The organism is Streptomyces akebiae (assembly GCF_019599145.1).
Lineage (GTDB): Bacteria > Actinomycetota > Actinomycetes > Streptomycetales > Streptomycetaceae > Streptomyces > Streptomyces akebiae.
Genome location: NZ_CP080647.1, coordinates 1,813,075 through 1,832,052 on the forward strand (window position 1 = coordinate 1,813,075; position 18,978 = coordinate 1,832,052).

The window sequence follows — 18,978 nt, forward strand, 5'->3', positions numbered from 1 at the left end:
TGTCGCATCACATCTGTTGCGTCCGGCGTTACTGGATGCTCCTCAGAGCGCGTTCGAGGGCGTCGGCGCCCTCCTCCGCCTCGGCGACGGTCAGCGACAGCGGGGGCGCGATACGCAGCGCGCTGGTGTTGTGACCACCGCCCTTGCCGATCAGCAGGCCCTCCCGGCGGGCGGCTTCGAGGACGGCTGACGCCGCCTCGGGGTTGGCCTCGTCGGTGCCGGGCTTCACCAGCTCGATGCCGATCATGAGTCCCCGGCCGCGTACTTCCTTGACCGCCGGGATCTGCGCGGTGATCGCCCGCAGCCGCTCGATGAGCAGCCCGCCGACGCGCCGCGCGTTGCCCTGGAGGTCGTGCTCGACCAGGTAGTTCAGGTTGGCGAGGCCGGCGGCCATGGTGATCTGGGTGCCGCCGAAGGTCGAGATCGAGTTGCTGTCCAGGCAGTTCATGACCTCGGAGCGGGCGACGACACCGCCGATGGACATGCCGTTGCCGATGCCCTTGGCGAAGGTGAGGATGTCCGGCGGCCCGTTCTGCCCGTGCGCCTGCCAGCCCCAGAAGTTGTCGCCGGTGCGGCCCCAGCCGGTCTGCACCTCGTCGGCGATCCACAGCACGCCGTGCCGCTGCAGCACCTCGCGGAAGGCCGCGTACAGCCCGTCGGGCGGTGAGGTGAAGCCGCCGACTCCCTGGATCGGTTCGGCGATCAGCGCGGCCGGTGGGCGGCCGTGGCCGAGCAGGTCCTCCAGGTCGGCGACACAGGCGGTGATGAAGTCCGCGTCGCTGAGGTCCGCGTACGGGCCTCGGGTGCGGACACCGCCGTGCACGTACAGCGTCTGGAGCGGGGACAGCGAGGTCGGGGACCAGCCCTTGTTGCCGGTGATGCCGACCGCGCTGAAGGAGCGGCCGTGGTAGCTGTTGCGCATCGCCATGATCTGGTTGCTGCGCCGGTACGTCGTGGCCAGCATCAGCGCGGTGTCGTTGGCCTCGGTGCCGGAGGTGGTGAAGAAGACGCGGGCGTCCGGGATGCCGGACATCTGCGCGATGCGCTCGGCGAGCTCGACCATCGGCCGGTTGAGGTAGAGCGTCGAGGAGTGGACGATCCGCCCGGCCTGCTCGCTCACCGCCTTGGTGACCTCGGGGAGCGCGTGCGCCGTCATCGTGGTGAGGATGCCGCCGAAGAAGTCGAGGTACTTCTCGCCGGCGGCGTCCCAGACATGACGGCCCTCGCCGTGGGTGATCTCCAGCGGGTCCGCGTAGTAGAGCGCGAGCCAGTCGGGCAGTACGGCCTTGTGGCGCCCGAGCAGTTCGTCGGTCACGGCTGCACCACTCCTTTCACTGCGGTACGGGTTCTGCGGGTGTCACGCCTGTACGTGCCCACGTCAGGGCTGTACGAGTCCTTCGTACGCGTCGGGCCGGCGGTCCCGGTAGAACGCCCACTGCTGTCGTACGTCCTCGATGAGGTCGAAGTCGAGGTCCCGGACGACGAGTTCCTCGCGCTGGTCGCTCGCGACCTCGCCCACGAACTTGCCGCGCGGGTCCACGAAGTAGGAGGTTCCGTAGAAGTCGTTGTCCCCGTACTCCTCGCGCCCGACCCGGTTGATCGCGGCGATGAAGTACTCGTTGGCCACGGCCGCCGCCGGCTGTTCCAGCTGCCAGAGGTGCGCGGAGAGCCCGCGGTGGGTGGCGGACGGGTTGTAGACGAGCTGGGCGCCGTTCAGACCGAGCTGGCGCCAGCCCTCCGGGAAGTGGCGGTCGTAGCAGATGTAGACGCCGACCTTGCCGACGGCCGTCTCGAAGACCGGCCAGCCGAGGTTCCCGGGCTTGAAGTAGTACTTCTCCCAGAACCCCTTGACCTGGGGGATGTGGTGTTTGCGGTACTTGCCGAGGTAGGTGCCGTCGGCGTCGATGACCGCCGCGGTGTTGTAGTAGAACCCGGACTGCTCGACCTCGAAGACCGGGACGACGATCACCATGCCGGTCTCGCGGGCCAGCTCCCGCATGCGCGTGACGGTGGGGCCGTCGGGCACGGGTTCCGCCCAGGCGTAGTGCTCCGGTTCCTGGACCTGGCAGAAGTAGGGCGCGTTGAAGACTTCCTGGAAGCCGATCACCTTCGCGCCCTGCCGGGCCGCCTCGCGGGCATGCTCGATGTGCTTGTCGACCATGGACACGGTGTCACCGGTCCAGGTCGCCTGGACCAGGGCGGCGCGTACGACGTTGGCCATGTCAGCTGCTCCTTCGACAGGGACGTCAGAGAGCCTCTACGCCCGTAGACGCAGGCCGTAGAGGCTTGAAACTAAGCCCCGTCGACGGGCTGGGCAAGACCATCGTCGTCAACCGGCCGAGTCGATCACGTTTCGCACTCCAGTGGGCGATTACGCCTGCGTTTCACTCATCGAACCGGTCGTACCGCCGACCGCACGGCCGGGCTGCCGCCGGGCGCGGCGGGTGGGGCGGGGGTACCGGGCGGGGTCAGGTGATGCCCTGGACGCGCAGGGCGTGTGCCACGTCTCGGTGGCGTTCCTCCGAAACACCGCGCGCCGTCGCCAGGACCAGGGGCGCGAGCCGCCGGGGATCGGCCTCCGCGCTGCGCGCCGCCTCCTCCGGCGTACGCACGCGCACGTAGATGTCGAGCAGCGCGCGCGCCTCCCGTTCACGCCCCTCCGCGACCAGCCCGAGCACCGCCTCGCCGATCTCCTCGGCGGGCCGTGTGACGCCCTGCCGCAGCATCTGCTCCCCGTCCGCGGCGCGACCGACCGCGTTCAGGGCGTCCGCGACCGCGACCAGCCGGTCGGCGGGCAACGAGCCGGCCTCCCACAGCAGGGTGGCCCAGTCGGCGCCCAGCCCCGCGCGGTGCAACTCGGCCGCGAGCAACGGGAAACGAGCGGCGGGCCAGTGCGCGACCTCCACGAGGAGGGCGTGTGCCTCCCCACTGCGGCTCTCCCGGCGCAGCCGCACCAGCCGCTCCACGGCCCCGGCGATCTCCCGCCGCGCCTCGTCGTCCAGCGCCTGCCTCGCCTGCGGCTGCTTCGGCGCCACCGCCCCGGCCGACTCCGCGACCCCGGCGTACCGGGCGCCCCGGGGAGCACGCCCCTTGCGACCCCCGCTCGGCCCGGCCTTGGGCACGGCCACGGGCGGAGCCTCCTCGGCCTGCGCCACCCCGGCGAAACGGGCACCGCCTCGGGGGCGGCGCTTGGAGCGCTGTTTGGTCGGTGCGGGGGCGGGAGCGGCGGTTTCCGGGTCCTGGTCTCGGGCGTCGGGTTCGAGGGTGGGAGTGGGAGCGGAGGTGGAGGTGGAGGTCGCTGCGGGGCGAGGGTCGTCGACTCCCCCACCGGTGGTGCCAGGCCGCCGGTCCCAGGTCGGCACGGGCGTGACGGGGGCCGACTCGGGTTCGCCGGGGGCCGGGAAGGCGCCCGCGTAGCTTTCGCGCCGGGCGTCGTGCGGGGAGGTCCTCTCGGGGCCACGGCCGTCCGAGGTAGGGCCGTCGGGAGCGCGGCCGTCGGAGGTCCAGCCGTCCGGGATCCGGCCGTCGTTCATCCGGCCGTCGACGGCGGTGTTCCCCGTGACGCGCGACGCGCCCCGCACGGGGTCGTGCGGGGCGCGTCGGGCGGCGTCCTCGATGCGGGTGCGCAGTTCCGCACAGCGGGCGGTGGCGCGTTCGTGGTCGTCGTGGGCCCAGGCCAGGTCCAGGCGGAGGGAGTCTGCCTCTTCCCGGGTGCCGGCGGCCTGGAGCCTGCGGGTCAGTTCGGCGGTGCGATCGGCGGCGTAGCGTTGTTCGCGGAGCATGACGTCGAGCCGGTCGCCGAGGGCCTCGCGGCCACCGGGCCGGGAGTCGTACGCGGCGAGTGAGGCGCGGTGCAGTGCGCGGGCCCGCTCGGTCTCCTGGGCCGCGGCGGCGGGTCCGTACGCGGTGTCGAGGTCGTGCATGAGCGCTTCCACGACGTCCCAGGGCGGCACCTCCAGACCGTCCAGGCAGGCGCGCATGCCCTCGGGATCACGCTGCCAGAAGACGGCGCACCAACCGGCGCCCTGGTCGAGCTTGGACATCAGCTTGTTCAGGTATCCCGCGAACTCCCGTACTTGACCCGGGAGTTGATCCACAGCCATCGCATACTCCCCGGCAGACTGGAGTGGTCCGGTCCGAAAGAAAACACCAGTTGTGTTACGGAAGGGCTACGTGAAGTTTTCAGAGCGGACGCAGTGTGCCGTGTGCGCCGACCCGGCGGCTGTGCGTGAACGGTTCGAGCCAGGGCGGCGAACGACTTCGGCCAGGGCGGCGGCCCGCCTCACGCCACAGCCGCCACCGGCGCCACGACGGCCGGTCCGCACCGCGTCACGAGGTCGTCCATCGACAGGCCCAGCGTGCGGGCGAGGGCGGCGACCGTGAAGAAGGCAGGGGTGGGGGCCCGGCCGGTCTCGATCTTCCGGAGGGTCTCCGCGGAGATGCCCGCGCCGGCGGCGATCTCCGCCATACTGCGGCCGCCACGGGCGTCACGCAGCAACCGGCCGAGCCGCTCGCCGCGTTCGCGCTCTTCGGGGGTCAGAGGGGTGCGCACCATGACCCCATTCTAATACCGATCCTCACCGATGGACCGGTATTAGAATTGGATGCCTGGCGGTATAGTAATTGGCATGGTGGAACTGAAGACGGATGAGTCGATTGACGCGATGTACGAGGCCGGGCAGGTCGTGGGCCAGGCGCTCACGGCCGTGCGGGACGCGGCCGACGTGGGGGTCTCGCTGCTCGAACTGGACGAGCTGGCCCACGAGGTGCTCCGGAAGGCCGGTGCCACCTCACCCTTCCTGGGCTACCACCCCTCGTTCGCGCCCACGCCCTTCCCCGCGGTGCTCTGCGCCTCCGTGAACGACGCGATCGTGCACGGCATCCCCACCTCGTACCGGCTGCGCGACGGGGACCTCGTGTCCCTCGACTTCGGCGCACAACTGGGCGGCTGGGCCGGGGACTCGGCGATCAGCTTCGCGGTGGGGGCGCCGCGCGCGGCCGACCTCCGGCTCGTCGAGACAGCCGAACGCGCCCTCGCGGCGGGCATCGAGGCGGCCGTCGTCGGCAACCGCATCGGCGACATCGCACACGCGATCGGCACCGTGTGCCGGGCCGCCGGATACGGCATCCCCGACGGGTTCGGCGGGCACGGCATCGGGCGCGAGATGCACGAGGACCCGGGCGTCCCGAACGAGGGGCGCCCCGGGCGGGGGATGAAGCTGCGGCACGGGATGGTCCTGGCGATCGAGCCGATGCTGATCGGCGGGGGCACGGACGGGTACCACGCGGCCCCGGACGGCTGGACGCTGTGCACGAACGACGGGTCCCGGGCGGCGCACGTGGAGCACACGGTGGCCATCACGGAGGCGGGGCCGCGGGTGCTGACCGCGCGGTGAGGTTTCTCTTCACAGGCCACCAGGCCGTTGAGGGGGCCGGCAGCGGGTGAGTGGGGGTTGCTCGCGCAGTTCCCCGCGTCCCTGAAGGCACGGGGCGCGGCCCGTGCCTTCAGGAACGCGGGGCCCGATGCTTGAGGGGGTGCGAACCCAAACCCCATCGCCCCACGGTGTAGTACCCCGACGCACGGGAACCCGGGGGCGAATGAACAGCGGATTCCCGGGGCCGGAGGGCTACGGTCCGGACCCCTTCACTGAGTTCTTCGCCCGTTTCTTCGGCGGCCCGCGCCCGCAGCGGATCGAGATCGGCCGGCTGATGAGCGGCCAGGCCCGCCAGTTGGTGGCCGACGCGGCGGCGTACGCGGCGCGGCACGGCAGTACCGACCTGGACACCCAGCATCTGCTGCGCGCCGCGCTGACCGCCGAGCCGACCCGAAGTCTGGTGGCCCGCGCGGGCGCCGATCCCGACGCGCTGGCCGGCGCGATCGACGAGCGGTCTGGACCGGAGCGGCACAAACCCGGCCAGGGCCCGGCGCCCGCGTCGCTCGCGCTGACCCCGGCGGTCAAACGTGCGCTGCTGGACGCGCACGAACTGGCCCGGGTCACCGGCTCCGGCCACATCGGCCCCGAACACGTCCTCAGCGCCCTCGCCGCCAACCCGGACTCGGCCGCCGCACACATCCTCGGCGCCGCGCGCCTGTCGGCCGGAGCCCTGCCGCCGGACGCGGCGGACCCGTCGGCACCGACCCCGCCCGTGGGGATCCCCCTGTCCGGGTTCCCGCGCTCCGACCTGCCGCGCCGCTCCGCCACCGCCACCCCGACGCTCGACAAGTACGGCCGCGATCTGACCGACCTCGCCCTCCAGGGCCGTATCGACCCGGTCATCGGACGGGAGGCCGAGATCGAGCAGACCGTCGAGGTGCTGTCCCGGCGCGGCAAGAACAACCCGGTGCTGATCGGTGAGGCGGGCGTCGGCAAGACCGCGATCGTGGAAGGCCTGGCCCAGCGCATCGCCGAGGGGGACGTGCCCGATGTGCTGGCCGGGCGCCGGGTGGTCGCCCTGGATCTGTCCGGCGTGGTCGCCGGGACCCGTTACCGGGGCGACTTCGAGGAGCGGCTCACCGACATCGTCGACGAGATCCGTGCGCACTCCGCCGAACTGGTCGTCTTCATCGACGAGTTGCACACCGTCGTGGGCGCCGGCTCGGGCGAGGGCAGCGCGATGGACGCCGGCAACATCCTCAAGCCGGCCCTGGCGCGCGGCGAGCTGAACATCGTCGGGGCCACGACGCTGGAGGAGTACCGGCGGATCGAGCGGGACGCGGCGCTGGCCCGCCGGTTCCAGCCGGTGCTGGTCCCCGAACCGGACGGCGACGACGCCCTGGAGATCCTGCGCGGGCTGCGCGACCGCTACGAGGCCCATCACCAGGTCCGCTACACGGACGAGGCACTGGCGGCCGCCGTGGAACTGTCCAACCGCTATCTCACCGACCGCCGGTTGCCCGACAAGGCCATCGACCTGATGGACCAGGCCGGGGCCCGGGTCCGGCTGCGGGCCCGGACGAAGGGCACGGACGTACGGGCTCTGGAGCGGGAGATCGAGCAGCTGACCCGGGACAAGGACCAGGCGGTCACGGGTGAGCGGTACGAGCAGGCGACGCGGCTGCGGGACCGGATCGGGGAGTTGCGGGAGCGGATCGACGCCGGGCGCGATCGGGCGCGGGCCGACGACGGGCAGGGCCTGGAGATCGGTCCCGAGGACATCGCCGAGGTCGTCTCCCGGCAGACCGGCATCCCCGTCAGCAGCCTCACCCAGGAGGAACGGGAACGGCTGCTGGGTCTCGCGGAGCGGCTGCGTCGGCGGGTCGTCGGGCAGGACGAGGCGGTGAGCGTGGTGGCGGACGCCGTGCTGCGTTCACGCGCCGGGCTCGCCAGTCCCGAACGGCCGATCGGCAGCTTCCTGTTCCTGGGCCCGACCGGCGTCGGCAAGACGGAGCTGGCCCGGGCTCTGGCGGAGGCCCTCTTCGGCAGCGAGGACCGGATGGTGCGGCTCGACATGAGCGAGTACCAGGAACGGCACACGCTCAGTCGGCTGGTCGGGGCCCCGCCCGGTTACGTCGGCCACGAGGAGGCGGGCCAGCTGACCGAGACCGTACGCCGCCACCCGTACTCGCTGTTGTTGCTGGACGAGGTGGAGAAGGCCCACCCGGACGTCTTCAACCTGCTGCTCCAGGTGCTCGACGACGGCCGGCTCACCGACGCCCAGGGCCGCACGGTCGACTTCACCAACGCCGTGGTCGTCATGACGAGCAACCTGGGCTCGGAGGCCATCGGCCGGGGCGGGTCGGGGCTGGGCTTCTCGGCGGGCGGCGCCGAGGCGGACGAGGAGGACCGACGGGAGCGGATCCTGCGGCCGCTCAGGGAGCACTTCCGGCCCGAGTTCCTCAACCGCATCGACGAGATCGTCGTCTTCCGCCGGCTCGACGACGACCAACTGCGCCGGATCACCCACCTGTTGCTGGAGGGGACGCGGCTGCGGCTGCACGCGCGGGGCGTCCGGATCGAGTTCGACGAGGAGGCCGTCGACCATCTCGCCCGTCACGGCCACCAACCCGAGTACGGCGCCCGGCCGTTGCGCCGCACGATCCAGCGGGAGGTCGACAACCCCCTGTCCCGGCTGCTGCTCGACGGGCGACTGCCGTCCGGCAGCCGGGTGGTGGCGGAGGTGGAGGACGGGCGGCTGGCCTTCCGTACGACGCCGCCCGCCTCCGAGGGCACTACCTGACGGGGTGCACGACCATCGCCGCGCCGCCCCCGCGTCGTACGGTCTCCGCGGCGGCCAGCCACTTGCCGTTCGACAGACGCTGGACGGCGGTGGCCGCCCCGATCTCCGGGTTCTGCCGGAAGCCGTGTCCGATGGCTTCGAGTTCCGTCTTCAACGGGCTGTTCCACAGGCCCGGTTCGAGTTCGGTGGTGGTCTGGTTGCGCTGACTGGCGCGCGGCGCGGCGATCGCGTCCACCAGGGGCAGACCCCGGTCGAGGAAGCCGGTCAGGGTCTGCAGCACGGTCGTGATGATGGTCGCGCCGCCGGGTGAGCCGAGCGCCACCACGGGCTTGCCGTGCTTGTCGAGCACGATCGTCGGCGACATCGACGAGCGCGGCCGCTTGCCCGGCCCCGGCAGGTTGGGGTCGTGCACGGCCGGGTTGGCCGGGGTGAAGGAGAAGTCCGTCAGCTCGTTGTTGAGCAGGAAGCCCCGGCCCGGCACGGTGATGCCGCTGCCACCGGTCTGCTCGATGGTGAGGGTGTAGGAGACGACGTCGCCCCACTTGTCGGCGACCGTGAGATGGGTCGTGCTGTCACCCTCGTACGTCGTCGGCGCGGCCGTACCGCCGGTCGCGCAGGGCGTGGGGTTGCGCGGATCGCCCGGTGCGACGGGGCTGGTGAGGACCGCGTCGTCCTTGATCAGGCACTCACGGGAGTCGGCGAACCGCTGCGAGAGCAGTTCCTTGGTCGGTACGTCCTCGAAGGCGGGGTCACCGACCCAGCGGCCCCGGTCGGCGAACGCGATCCGGCTGGCCTCGATGTAGCGGTGCAGGTACTGGACGTCGCTCGCCCGGGAGAGGTCGGTCCGCTCCAGGATGTTGAGCGCCTCGGCGACCGTGGTGCCGCCGGAGGAGGAGGGCGCCATCCCGTAGACGCCGAGGCCGCGGTACGACGTCCTGGTAGGAGCCTGGCGCTTGGCGCGGTACTGGGCGAGGTCGGCCGTCGTCAGGTCGCCGGGGCGGGCGTTGTAGCCCGAACTCGGGTCCACCGGCGGCTTGTTGACCGTGTCGACGATGTCCTGGGCGAGGTCGCCCCGGTAGAGGGCGTCGACGCCCTTGCGGCCCAACTCGGCGTAGGTGCGCGCCAGGTCGGGGTTCTTGAGGGTCGAGCCGACCACCGGGAGCTCGCCGCCGGGGAGGTACAGGTCGACCGTGGCGGGGAAGTTGCGGAACCGGGCCTCGTTGGCGGCGGTCTGGGAGCGGAAGGTCGCGTCGACGGTGAAACCGTCGCGGGCGAGCTTCTCGGCGGGCTTCAGCAGGGTGCCGAGCGGCCTGCTGCCCCAACTCCTCAGCGCCGTCTGCCAGGTCGCCGGGGTGCCGGGCGTGCCGACGCTCAGCCCGCTGGTGACGGCCTCCGCGAACGGGATCGGCTGCCCGTTCTCCAGGAAGAGGTCCTCGCCGGCGCTCAGGGGCGCCGTCTCGCGGCCGTCGATGGTGTGCACGGACCGTGACCCGGCGTCGTAGTAGACGAAGTAGCCGCCACCGCCGATGCCCGCCGAGTACGGCTCGGTGACACCGAGCGCGGCGGCCGTGGCGACCGCCGCGTCCACCGCGTTGCCGCCCTTGCGGAGCACCTCGATCCCGGCGGCGGAGGCGTCCGGGTCGACACTGGACACGGCGCCTCCGTAGCCGACGGCGACCGGGGTCTTCGGGACGGTGTCCGTCGCGGCGGAGGTCGGCGGGGCCGCCCCCACCGTCATCACGGCGGACGTCGCCGCCAGTACAGCCAGTTTCCGCGCGACAGGGCGACGCAGACGCATCCGTACCTCCAGTCCAGGACCGTCCGCGCAGACTAACGCGGTTGCCATGGTCCCGTCAGGAGGCGCTCCGGAGCTCCGAACCGGACATGGATTCGAGCACTGTTCGACGGCGCCCGCTACCATGCGCGGCCATGAATGACGACGTGCGCAATATCGTCCTCGGCGTGATCGCGGCGGGGCTCAGTGCCTCGCTGGGGTGGTTCGTCCGGACGTATCTGTGGAGGCGGAAGCTCCGACGCAAGCAGGCGTTCTTCGGGCTGCCGGACAACTCCGAGTCCCTGCTGGTGGTCAGCCGTGATCCGTCGAGCGCGAATCTGGCGGTGCACCGCTTCGACGTGTTCGCGTTGTTGGAGCTCTCCGCACTGATCAAGGACTGTGGAGCGCACGCCCAGATCATCACCCAGGACGCGGCCCAGCAGGGGTTCGGCGAGCGGACCGAGTTCTGCGTGGGCGGGCCCGGCTCCAACCGGCGCATGGCCGCTCATATCACGGCGATGCTGCCGGGCATCCATTTCAACCTCGACCCCGAACCCGGCCCCGACCGGGCAGCCCTGCACATAGGCAGCGAGCGCTACCGTCTGGACCCCGGCGTCACCGAGCACGTGATCCTGGCCCGCCTCACCACCGGCCAGCCGGACCAGGCCAGGCCCGTCTTTCTCTTCTGCGGTCAGCGGGCGATCACCAACCAGGCCGCTACGCGCTATCTGGCCCGTAACCATGAGCGCCTGCACCGCAAGTACGGCACCGGTTCGTTCGTCCTCCTGCTGAAGGTCGTCAACTCGCAGGCATACGGCCCCGATGTGGTCGAACTCGTGTCGGACGTCACCCGAGCGGCCCAGACCCCGGCACCGACCGCCCCCGCCCAGGTCTCGCACCGCGCCCCATAGTTCACCGCCGAACGTTACCGTCACGTAACTTACCGAGGAGTTACTTCCGGTAAGGGCGTCCGGTTACCGTCGGGTCACTTTGCACTTACACGAGTGAGGAGCGACCCGTGAGACACCCGCACGTCACCACATCGCGTACGACCAGGGCACTGCGGACAAGCGCCGTGGGCGCCGTCTCGGCCACCCTGGTCGCCGGCACGGCCCTCGGCCTCGCCCCCGCCGCCCAGGCGGCGTCCGGCGCCACAGCGGCCCCCACCACCCGTTTCGTCGACATCGAGGGCGAGGGCGGGACCGTCCTCAAGGCCAATGTCGTCGCACCCGCCGACACCTCACGCGCCTACCCGCTCCTCGTCCTGCCCACGAGCTGGGGCCTGCCCCAGGTCGAATATCTGGCCCAGGCCCGGAAGCTGGCCGACGCGGGCTACGTCGTGGTCGGTTACAACGTGCGCGGCTTCTGGGAATCCGGTGGATACATAGAGGTCGCGGGGCCACCCGACACCGCCGACGCCTCCAAGGTGATCGACTGGGCGCTCGCCAACACCCCGGCCGACGCCGCGCACATCGGCATGGCGGGGCTGTCGTACGGGGCGGGCATCAGTCTGCTCACCGCCGCGCACGACAAGCGCGTCAAGGCCGTGGCCGCGCTGAGCGGCTGGGCGGACCTGATCGACTCCATCTACGGCGGACGCACCCAGCACCTCCAGGCGGCCGCCCTGCTGGACGGCGCGGGGCGGATCACCGGCCGCCAGGGCCCCGAGATCCAGCAGATCTTCAAGAACTTCTACGCCTCCGACCTGGCGAAGGAGGAAGAGATGATCGCCTGGGGGAAGAAACGTTCCCCCGAGACGTATTTGGACCAGCTCAACACCCACGGCACGGCCGTCATGCTCGCCAACGCCTGGGGCGACTCGATCTTCCCGCCCAACCAGTACGCCGACTTCTACGAGAAGCTCACCGGCCCCAAGCGGCTGGAGCTGCGCCCCGGCGACCACGCCACCACGGAACTCACCGGCCTGTTCGGCCTGCCCAACGACGTGTGGACGGACACCCGGCGCTGGTTCGACCGCTATCTGAAGGGCACCGCCAACGGCATCGACCGTGAGCAGCCCGTCCAGCTCAAGTCCCGTACGGGCGGCGCCTTCGAGGGCTACCCGGACTGGAAGTCGGTCACCGCCACCCGGAAGAAGATCGCCCTGGCGAGCGGCACCACGATCCGCGCGAACGTCGACTCGGGCGCGAACGGCGGGGTCGTCTTCCTCTCCAGCATCCTGGACCAGGTGGCCCAACTCCCGCCCGTGGCCTCGATACCGCTGCTGCCGCGTCGCTGGGCGGCCGTGTGGCAGTCGGAGAAGTACCCGACGCCGCAGGCCGTGCGCGGCACCGCGAAGCTGCACACCACGGTGACGGCCACCAAGGAGAGCGGCACCCTCGTCGCGTACCTGTACGACGTGGGCCCGCTCGGCCTCGGCAAGCTGGTCAGCCACGCGCCGTACACCTTCCACGGCGAGACACCCGGCCGTCCGTTCGGCGTGGACCTGGAGTTGCTCTCCACGGCCTACGACGTTCCGGCGGGCCACCGTCTCGCCCTGGTCGTCGACACGGTCGACCCGCTCTACATCGAGCACAACCCGACCGGCGCGCAGCTGACCTTCTCCTCGCCGCCGAACGACCCGTCGTACGTGTCGATCCCGCTGCGCGAGCAGTGATCTCCGGCTGCCGCCGGGCGGGCCTGGCCCATGGCCACTGCGCGCCTGGCAGCAGCGTCCCTTTTCGGCCGGGGGTGGCGTCCACGGCCTCGCTCACCCCAAGTGGATGAACCGCTCATCGTAGTCGAGGCCCGCGGCCGGTCCGGTGCCGGTGGTCAGTGCTTGAGGATCTTGGAGAGAAAGTCCTTGGCACGGTCGCTCTCCGGGCTGGTGAAGAAACCGTCCGGAGTGCGGTCCTCGACGATGCGGCCGTCCGCCATGAAGACGACGCGGTTGGCGGCCGAGCGGGCGAATCCCATCTCGTGGGTGACGACGACCATGGTCATGCCATCGCGCGCCAACTGCTGCATGACTTCGAGGACTTCGTTGATCATCTCGGGGTCGAGGGCCGACGTCGGCTCGTCGAACAGCATGACCTTGGGGTCCATGGCGAGGGCGCGGGCGATGGCCACCCGCTGCTGCTGGCCGCCGGAGAGCTGGGCCGGGTACTTCGGCGCCTGGTCGGCGAGACCGACCCGGTCCAGGAGTTCGCGCGAGCGCCGGTCGGCGTCCTCCTTCTTCCGTTTGCGGACCTTGACCTGACCGAGCGACACGTTCTGCAGGACCGTCTTGTGCGCGAAGAGGTTGAAGGACTGGAAGACCATGCCGACGTCCGCGCGGAGCGCCGCGAGGGCCTTGCCCTCGCTCGGCAGCGGCTGCCCGTCGATCCGGATCGTGCCGGAGCGGATGGGCTCCAGCCGGTTGATCGCCCGGCACAGTGTCGATTTCCCCGACCCCGACGGGCCGATGACGACGACCACCTCCCCCTTGCCGACGGTGAGGTCGATGTCCTGGAGGACATGCAGCTCGCCGAAGTACTTGTTCACGTCCCGCATCTCGATCAGCGGTTCGACCGCCATGCCCAGCCCGCCCTACTCGCCCTCGACCGTGTGGTGTCGCAGGTGCCGCAAACTATCCGCACCGAGGGGGCCTCAATACGCGACACGCACTCGCGGGGATTAGCCGTATTGTCGGGAATCGGCCGCGCCGGAGAGCGCGCGCCGGGGCCCTCAATGCTCGGCGACCTCGGCGTAGAGCTGGGAGAGTTCCGGTGCACCGCTGGCGGCCCACGCCTGGCCTGCCTCGACCACGTCGATCTCACGGCCGGAGTCCAGCCGCACCACGGGCTGGCCGTTGGGCCAGATCTCCCAGCGGGCGCCCGGCACGGTCCGTACGACGACCGTGCCCAGGTAGAGCCCCGCGTCGTTCCCTAGCCAGGCCACGGTCTCCTCGTCGTCGCGCCAGCGCGGGACCAACTGATCGATCGCCTCCAACGAGGCGGGGGAGTCGTCGAGTTCGACGCCGGACCGCGCGGCCTGCGCGCGCAGCAGTTCGCATTCGGAGAGGAGTTCGGCGAGTCCCTCGTGACCGTCGTCGTCACCGTCGCCGCCGGTGAACACCGCGACCCCGAACGCGGGGTCACGCCTCTTGCGCCAGTTGCCCAGGAAAGAGATGTTCATGCGCTCAGCGTGTCATCCGCCTCACCCTTCGCACCACAGGCGCGCGGAAAACGCTTGTTCGCCGGGAGTTCGGCCGTGGTTCCCGCCGGCCTCATTGACGGGCCTCCGACACGTCTTTAGCTTCATGGCGCATCCGTCGTCATGACACCTCTGGCGTCATGACACATCTGTCGTCTCGTCGTTGTAGCGGTGTCGCACCCGTCGGCATCGTCGCCCTCGTGGTGTTCAGCGAGCAGAAGGGATCGCGCGTGCGCCGACGCGTCTGGAGAACGGCCGTCGTCCTGGCATTTCTGGCGGCGGTCGCACCCGTCGCCACCGCCCGAGCCGCCGCCGGCCCCACGGCCGAACCGGCGCCGCTGGAACACCTCTTCGACAACAGAGCCGTCAGCGACGACGTGCGGCCCACCGAGGCCGACTTCGACGGTTCCGGCGGTTCCCTCTCCGCCGCCGACCTGACCGCCGCCGGATGGACTCCCGGGCGCACGCTGACCGTTCAGGGCGCGCGCCTGACCTGGCCGCGCCGCGCGGCGGGCGAGCCCGACAACGTGCGCGCCGCCGGTCAGTCCGTGCGCGTACGGGGCCGGGGCGACGCCCTCGCCTTCCTCGTCGCCGCCACGGGCGGCGCCGACGCCGCGGGCACCGGGGTGATCCGCTACCGGGGAGGGGCCCGCTCCCCCTACGATCTGACCGCCCCGGACTGGCGCACCGGCCCGCTCGCCACCAAGGCCGTGGCCCTCCCCCACGTGAACACCCCCGACGGCCAACTCACCGAGAAGGCGCGGCTCTACGTCGTCACCGTGCCCCTCGCCCGGGGCCGCGAGGTCGCCTCGGTGACCCTGCCGCGCAACCCCGACCTCCATGTGTTCGCCCTGTCGGTGCGCCCGGACTCTGCGGCGTGGACAGGCAGTTGGGCCGCTTCCACCTCCGGCTACCCGGCCGTCGGACCCTGGACGGACCGGACCCTGCGGCTCGTCGTGCACACCTCGGCGGGCGGGCCCCGGGTGCGGATCCGGCTCGACAACACCTTCGCGTCGGCGCCGGTACGGGTGGGGAGTGCGACAGTGGCGCTGCGGGCGACGGGCGCGGCCGCCCGGAGCGCTCCGGTACCCCTGTCCTTCCGGGGTGCGGCCGGGACCGACATCCCGGCCGGCGCGCAGGCGTTCAGTGATCCGCTGGGCTTCGAGGTGCCGCCCGACACGGATCTGCTGGTGAGCTTCCACCTGCCCGGCACGGTGACGGCCGCCCCCGTGCACCGGCTGGCCCGGCAGACGTCGTACGTCAGCGAACCGGGGGACCACGCGAGGGACGGCTCGGCCACGGCGTACACCTCCACGATCTCGTCCTGGCCGCTGCTGACCGGCGTGGACGTGGGCGGCGGGCCGGGCTCCGTCGTGCTCCTCGGGGACTCGATCACCGACGGAGAGGCGACGACGGTCGGCGCGAACCGGCGGTGGCCCGACGCGCTGGCCCGTCGGCTGCTGAGCCAGGACGAGGTCCCGCGTTACGGCGTCCTCAACCAGGGGATCTCGGCCAACCGGGTGGTCACCGACCGCTACCCCGGTGACGGTGTCTCGACCGACACCGGCGGCGTGAGCGCCCTGCACCGCCTCGACCGCGACGTCCTCGCCCAGACCTCCGCCCGTACCGTGGTGGTCTTCCAGGGCGTCAACGACGTCCGCTGGGGTGCCACGGCGGGCGAGGTCGTCGCCGGGCTGCGGGAGATCGCGGCGCGGGCACACGCACGGGGGCTGCGCGTGCTCGTGGCGACCGTGGCGCCCTGCGAGGGCGAGGCACGCTGCACGGCGGCCGTCGACGCCCAGCGGGTCGCGGTGAACGAGTGGATCCGGGGCGGCGAGGCGGGCGAGGCGTTCGACGGGGTCCTCGACTTCGACGAGGTGCTGCGCGACCCGGCTCGTCCGGCCCGGCTGCTCCCCGCGTACGACACCGGGGACCATCTGCACCCGAACGAGGCGGGGCTGGCCGCACTCGCCGATGCGGTGGACCTCGGCCTGCTGTGACGGCCCACGGAGCCCAGGGGTGGTTCGACAGTCCAGTGCGGGGCTGTCGAACCACCGCCCCTAGACCTCCAGGTCCACCACGACGGGCGCGTGGTCCGACGCGCCCTTGCCCTTGCGCTCCTCCCGGTCCACGTACGAGTCGGTGACCGCCTTGGCGAACGCCTCGTTGCCGTAGACGAGGTCGATGCGCATGCCCCGGTTCTTCGGGAAGCAGAGCTGGCGGTAGTCCCAGTACGTGAACGGGTGCTCGTACTTGAGGGGCCGCGGGACGACGTCGGAGAGGCCCGCCTCGCGCAGGGAGGCCAGGGCGGCGCGCTCGGCGGGGGTGACATGGGTGAGGCCCTCGAAAGCGGCGACGTCGTACACGTCGTCGTCCGTCGGTGCCACGTTGTAGTCGCCCATGACGGCGAAGGGGCGGCTGCCGGCCGCGTCACCGGCGACGGCCGCCTTGAGGGCCTCGAACCACTGGAGCTTGTAGGCGTAGTGCGGGTGGTCGACCTCGCGGCCGTTCGGCACGTACACCGACCAGACGCGGACCGGGCCGCAGGTCGCGGAGATCGCGCGGGGCTCCACGGAACCGTCGTAGCCGGGATCGCCGGGCAGGCCCTTGACGACGTCCTCGATGCCGACGCGGGAGATCACCGCCACGCCGTTCCACCGCCCCGTCGCATGCACGGCGGCCTCGTAGCCCGCCTCGCGCAGCGCGTCGAACGGGAAGCCGGCCTCGGCGATCTTGGCCTCCTGGAGGCAGAGCACGTCCGTGCCGCTGCTCTCCAGCCAGGCGAGGAGCCTCGGGAGGCGGGCGGTGATCGAGTTCACGTTCCAGGTCGCGATGCGCATGCCCCACAACCTACCGGGCGGGTCTGACAACGCCGGTCCCGCCCGGAGAGCGGCCGCTCTCAGACGTCCGCCGAGGTGCCGGGGGCCAGGCGCAGGTGTTCCGCGCCGCCCAGGGCGCCGATCTGGCGGTCGTAGATGGGGCGGGCGAGATCGGTGAGGAGGGCGTCGTGGATGTCGTACGCCCGCTGCGGCCCGACCTCGCGGACGTAGTCGATGACCTCGGAGATCTTGCTCCAGGGGGCCATGACGGGGAGCATCAGCGTCTCGACGGGGTGGTCGGGGACGGTGAGGGCGTCGCCCGGGTGGAAGACGCGGCCGCCGTCGACGAGGTAGCCGACGTTGGTGATGCGCGGGATGTCCGGGTGGATCACGGCGTGCAGTTCGCCGTGGACCTGCACGTCGAAGCCGGCTGCGGTGAAGGTGTCGCCGTGGCCGACCGTGTGCACCCGGCCCGGGAAGGCGGCGGAGATCTTCTCGGCGACCGAGCGCAGGGTCCAGATCTCGGCGCCCGGATTGTCGTCCAGGGCCGCCCGCAGCCGTCCCTCGTCGAAGTGGTCGGGGTGCTCGTGGGTGACCAGCACGGCGTCCGCGCCGATCGCGGCGTCCTCCTCGCTGAACCCGCCCGGGTCGATGACGAGCGTGCGTCCGTCCTTCTCCAGCCGGACGCAGGCGTGCGACTTCTTGGTGAGCTTCATGGTCATGGATCCATCCTGCCCCGGGCGGGCGGCCGGCGGTGGCTCACTCCTCGGGGGTGGTCTCCTCGCGGATGACCTGCTGGGCCACGCGGAACGCGCTGTTCGCGGACGGTACCCCGCAGTAGACGGCCGCCTGGAGGAGGACTTCCTTGATCTCGTTCGGGGTGAGCCCGTTGCGCAGGGCGGCGCGAGTGTGGAAGGCGAGCTCGTCCAGGTGCCCACCGGCAACGAGCGCGGTCAGGGTGACACAGCTGCGGGAACGGCGGTCGAGGCCGGGCCGGTCCCAGATCTCGCCCCAGGCGTAGCGGGTGATGAACTCCTGGAAGTCGCCGGAGAACTCGTCCGCCGACGCCAGCGCCCGGTCCACGTGCGCGTCGCCGAGCACCTCACGGCGGACCTTCAGCCCGGCGTCGTACGGGTCGGGTCTGCCCGTCGCCTCCGGCTGGAGTACGGCCGGCCCGATCTCGGCGACCGGTCCGGTCTGCGGCGGGACGGCGACGGCGGCCAGGGCCGGCTTGACCGGGGCCGCCGGGATGGCGACCTGGCCGGTGGCCGAGTCGTAGGCGGGCTGCCAGGCGGTGGAGAAGTGGCGGACGAGCAGGTCGGTGACGGCGGCGGGCTGCTCGACCGGGACGAGGTGGGAGGCGCCGGGGACGACCGCGAGCCGGGCGTCCGGGATGCCCGCGACGAGCGTACGGGCCTCGGCGGGGCCGGTGACCTGGTCGTCGGAGCCGACGAGGACGAGGGTGGGGACGCCGATCCGGCCGAGTTCGGCGCGCACGTCGAACGAGGCGAGCGCCTCGCAGGCGGCGATGTAGCAGCCGGGGTCGGTGGTGCGGACCATCTGCACGGCCCACTCGGTGATCGCGGGCTGCGCCGCCGCGAACCCCGCGGTGAACCAGCGGTCCGGGGACGTCCGGGCGATGGGGTCGAGGCCGTTGGTCCGCACGATGACCCCGCGCTGGCGGAACTCGTCGGCCGTGCCGAACCGGGGCGAGGCGGCGATCAGCGCGAGCGAGGCGAGGCGTTCGGGGTGGCGCAGCGCGAGTTCGGCCCCGATGGCGCCGCCGAACGCGCAGCCGGCGTAGCCGAAGCGCTGCACGCCGACGGCGTCGAGCGTGGCCAGCAGGCGGGCGGCCAGTTCGGTGACCGAGCCGCCGGGGTACGCCGGCGCGCCGCCGTGGCCCGGCAGATCGAAGCGGAAGATCCGCCACTGCTTGGTCAGTTCCGGGATCTGACGGTCCCACATGTGCCATGTGGTACCCAGGGAGGGACCCAAGATCAGGACCGGAGCCTCTTCTGGCCCGTCAAAGCGGTATTGCAGGGTGTTCGGTGGTGTCTCGCTCACCCGTCAAAC

At 71.7% G+C, this 18,978-nt stretch carries 15 protein-coding genes; 5 read left to right on the plus strand and 10 right to left on the minus strand.

The genetic code is table 11. The features are described 5' to 3' along the window. Window positions 1–28: 28 nt before the first annotated feature. The 4 genes from K1J60_RS07930 to K1J60_RS07945 form a co-directional block, all read right to left on the minus strand. Window positions 29–1,315, minus strand: a complete 1,287-nt coding sequence (locus tag K1J60_RS07930) for an aspartate aminotransferase family protein (RefSeq protein WP_220645562.1) — start codon at window positions 1,313–1,315, stop codon at window positions 29–31. A gap of 63 nt (window positions 1,316–1,378) precedes the next feature. Next, entirely contained in the window at window positions 1,379–2,221 is an 843-nt protein-coding gene (locus K1J60_RS07935) for a nitrilase-related carbon-nitrogen hydrolase (RefSeq protein WP_220645563.1), read from the minus strand. A 247-nt stretch (window positions 2,222–2,468) separates the two neighbouring features. Further along, window positions 2,469–4,103: a hypothetical protein gene (locus K1J60_RS07940; protein WP_220645564.1), complete on the minus strand. Its 1,635-nt coding sequence runs from the start codon at window positions 4,101–4,103 to the stop codon at window positions 2,469–2,471. Window positions 4,104–4,282: 179 nt separating this feature from the next. After that, window positions 4,283–4,555 (minus strand): helix-turn-helix domain-containing protein, encoded by a 273-nt coding sequence (locus tag K1J60_RS07945; RefSeq protein ID WP_220645565.1) that lies wholly within the window; start codon window positions 4,553–4,555, stop codon window positions 4,283–4,285. Between the two features lie 73 nt (window positions 4,556–4,628). Here K1J60_RS07945 and map point away from each other — a divergent pair, with 73 nt between their 5' ends. Together map and K1J60_RS07955 are read left to right on the plus strand one after the other, a co-directional pair. Next, window positions 4,629–5,396: a type I methionyl aminopeptidase gene (gene map, locus K1J60_RS07950; RefSeq protein ID WP_220645566.1), complete on the plus strand. Its 768-nt coding sequence runs from the start codon at window positions 4,629–4,631 to the stop codon at window positions 5,394–5,396. A gap of 202 nt (window positions 5,397–5,598) precedes the next feature. Further along, the gene (locus tag K1J60_RS07955; protein ID WP_220645567.1) at window positions 5,599–8,178 is read left to right on the plus strand and encodes an ATP-dependent Clp protease ATP-binding subunit; all 2,580 of its coding nucleotides are present in this window, start codon (window positions 5,599–5,601) and stop codon (window positions 8,176–8,178) included. Here the strand turns inward: K1J60_RS07955 and ggt are convergent. Continuing rightward, window positions 8,171–9,976, minus strand: a complete 1,806-nt coding sequence (gene ggt, locus K1J60_RS07960) for a gamma-glutamyltransferase (protein ID WP_259407609.1) — start codon at window positions 9,974–9,976, stop codon at window positions 8,171–8,173. The genes K1J60_RS07955 and ggt overlap by 8 nt on opposite strands. A 131-nt stretch (window positions 9,977–10,107) precedes the next feature. On the opposite strand from ggt, the gene K1J60_RS07965 reads away from it, so the two are divergent. Both K1J60_RS07965 and K1J60_RS07970 read left to right on the plus strand, forming a co-directional pair. Continuing rightward, the gene (locus K1J60_RS07965; protein WP_220645568.1) at window positions 10,108–10,863 is read left to right on the plus strand and encodes a hypothetical protein; all 756 of its coding nucleotides are present in this window, start codon (window positions 10,108–10,110) and stop codon (window positions 10,861–10,863) included. Window positions 10,864–10,970: 107 nt separating this feature from the next. Continuing rightward, complete coding sequence (locus tag K1J60_RS07970; protein ID WP_220645569.1) at window positions 10,971–12,569, plus strand: CocE/NonD family hydrolase; 1,599 nt, start codon at window positions 10,971–10,973, stop codon at window positions 12,567–12,569. 155 nt (window positions 12,570–12,724) lie between these two features. Here K1J60_RS07970 and K1J60_RS07975 read toward each other — a convergent pair whose 3' ends face one another. Together K1J60_RS07975 and K1J60_RS07980 are read right to left on the minus strand one after the other, a co-directional pair. After that, entirely contained in the window at window positions 12,725–13,468 is a 744-nt protein-coding gene (locus K1J60_RS07975; protein WP_220645570.1) for an amino acid ABC transporter ATP-binding protein, read from the minus strand. A 150-nt stretch (window positions 13,469–13,618) separates the two neighbouring features. Next, complete coding sequence (locus tag K1J60_RS07980; protein WP_220645571.1) at window positions 13,619–14,068, minus strand: DUF6278 family protein; 450 nt, start codon at window positions 14,066–14,068, stop codon at window positions 13,619–13,621. Between the two features lie 158 nt (window positions 14,069–14,226). Between K1J60_RS07980 and K1J60_RS07985 the strand changes: the two genes are divergently transcribed. After that, the gene (locus K1J60_RS07985) at window positions 14,227–16,086 is read left to right on the plus strand and encodes an SGNH/GDSL hydrolase family protein (protein WP_220645572.1); all 1,860 of its coding nucleotides are present in this window, start codon (window positions 14,227–14,229) and stop codon (window positions 16,084–16,086) included. Between the two features lie 60 nt (window positions 16,087–16,146). Here K1J60_RS07985 and K1J60_RS07990 read toward each other — a convergent pair whose 3' ends face one another. The 3 genes from K1J60_RS07990 to pcaDC are packed head-to-tail and all read right to left on the minus strand — an operon-like array spanning window position 16,147 to window position 18,969. Next, window positions 16,147–16,926 carry an exodeoxyribonuclease III gene (locus K1J60_RS07990; RefSeq protein WP_033529863.1) on the minus strand — a complete coding sequence of 260 codons (780 nt, stop codon included), beginning with the start codon at window positions 16,924–16,926 and terminating at the stop codon, window positions 16,147–16,149. Between the two features lie 59 nt (window positions 16,927–16,985). After that, window positions 16,986–17,621, minus strand: coding sequence for an MBL fold metallo-hydrolase (locus K1J60_RS07995; protein ID WP_220651338.1), 636 nt, complete (start codon window positions 17,619–17,621; stop codon window positions 16,986–16,988). A 43-nt stretch (window positions 17,622–17,664) separates the two neighbouring features. Beyond that, window positions 17,665–18,969: a bifunctional 3-oxoadipate enol-lactonase/4-carboxymuconolactone decarboxylase PcaDC gene (gene pcaDC, locus K1J60_RS08000; protein WP_220645573.1), complete on the minus strand. Its 1,305-nt coding sequence runs from the start codon at window positions 18,967–18,969 to the stop codon at window positions 17,665–17,667. Between the last annotated feature and the right edge of the window lie 9 nt (window positions 18,970–18,978).

Coding starts and splice junctions, on each gene's coding strand:
- K1J60_RS07990 (WP_033529863.1), bottom strand. CDS start 16,926: ATGCGCATCGCGACCTGGAACGTGAACTCGATCACCGCCCGCCTCCCG.
- K1J60_RS07985 (WP_220645572.1), top strand. CDS start 14,227: ATGACACATCTGTCGTCTCGTCGTTGTAGCGGTGTCGCACCCGTCGGC.
- K1J60_RS07965 (WP_220645568.1), top strand. CDS start 10,108: ATGAATGACGACGTGCGCAATATCGTCCTCGGCGTGATCGCGGCGGGG.
- K1J60_RS07995 (WP_220651338.1), bottom strand. CDS start 17,621: ATGAAGCTCACCAAGAAGTCGCACGCCTGCGTCCGGCTGGAGAAGGAC.
- ggt (WP_259407609.1), bottom strand. CDS start 9,976: ATGCGTCTGCGTCGCCCTGTCGCGCGGAAACTGGCTGTACTGGCGGCG.
- K1J60_RS07935 (WP_220645563.1), bottom strand. CDS start 2,221: ATGGCCAACGTCGTACGCGCCGCCCTGGTCCAGGCGACCTGGACCGGT.
- K1J60_RS07945 (WP_220645565.1), bottom strand. CDS start 4,555: ATGGTGCGCACCCCTCTGACCCCCGAAGAGCGCGAACGCGGCGAGCGG.
- K1J60_RS07980 (WP_220645571.1), bottom strand. CDS start 14,068: ATGAACATCTCTTTCCTGGGCAACTGGCGCAAGAGGCGTGACCCCGCG.
- K1J60_RS07940 (WP_220645564.1), bottom strand. CDS start 4,103: ATGGCTGTGGATCAACTCCCGGGTCAAGTACGGGAGTTCGCGGGATAC.
- map (WP_220645566.1), top strand. CDS start 4,629: ATGGTGGAACTGAAGACGGATGAGTCGATTGACGCGATGTACGAGGCC.
- K1J60_RS07975 (WP_220645570.1), bottom strand. CDS start 13,468: ATGGCGGTCGAACCGCTGATCGAGATGCGGGACGTGAACAAGTACTTC.
- K1J60_RS07955 (WP_220645567.1), top strand. CDS start 5,599: ATGAACAGCGGATTCCCGGGGCCGGAGGGCTACGGTCCGGACCCCTTC.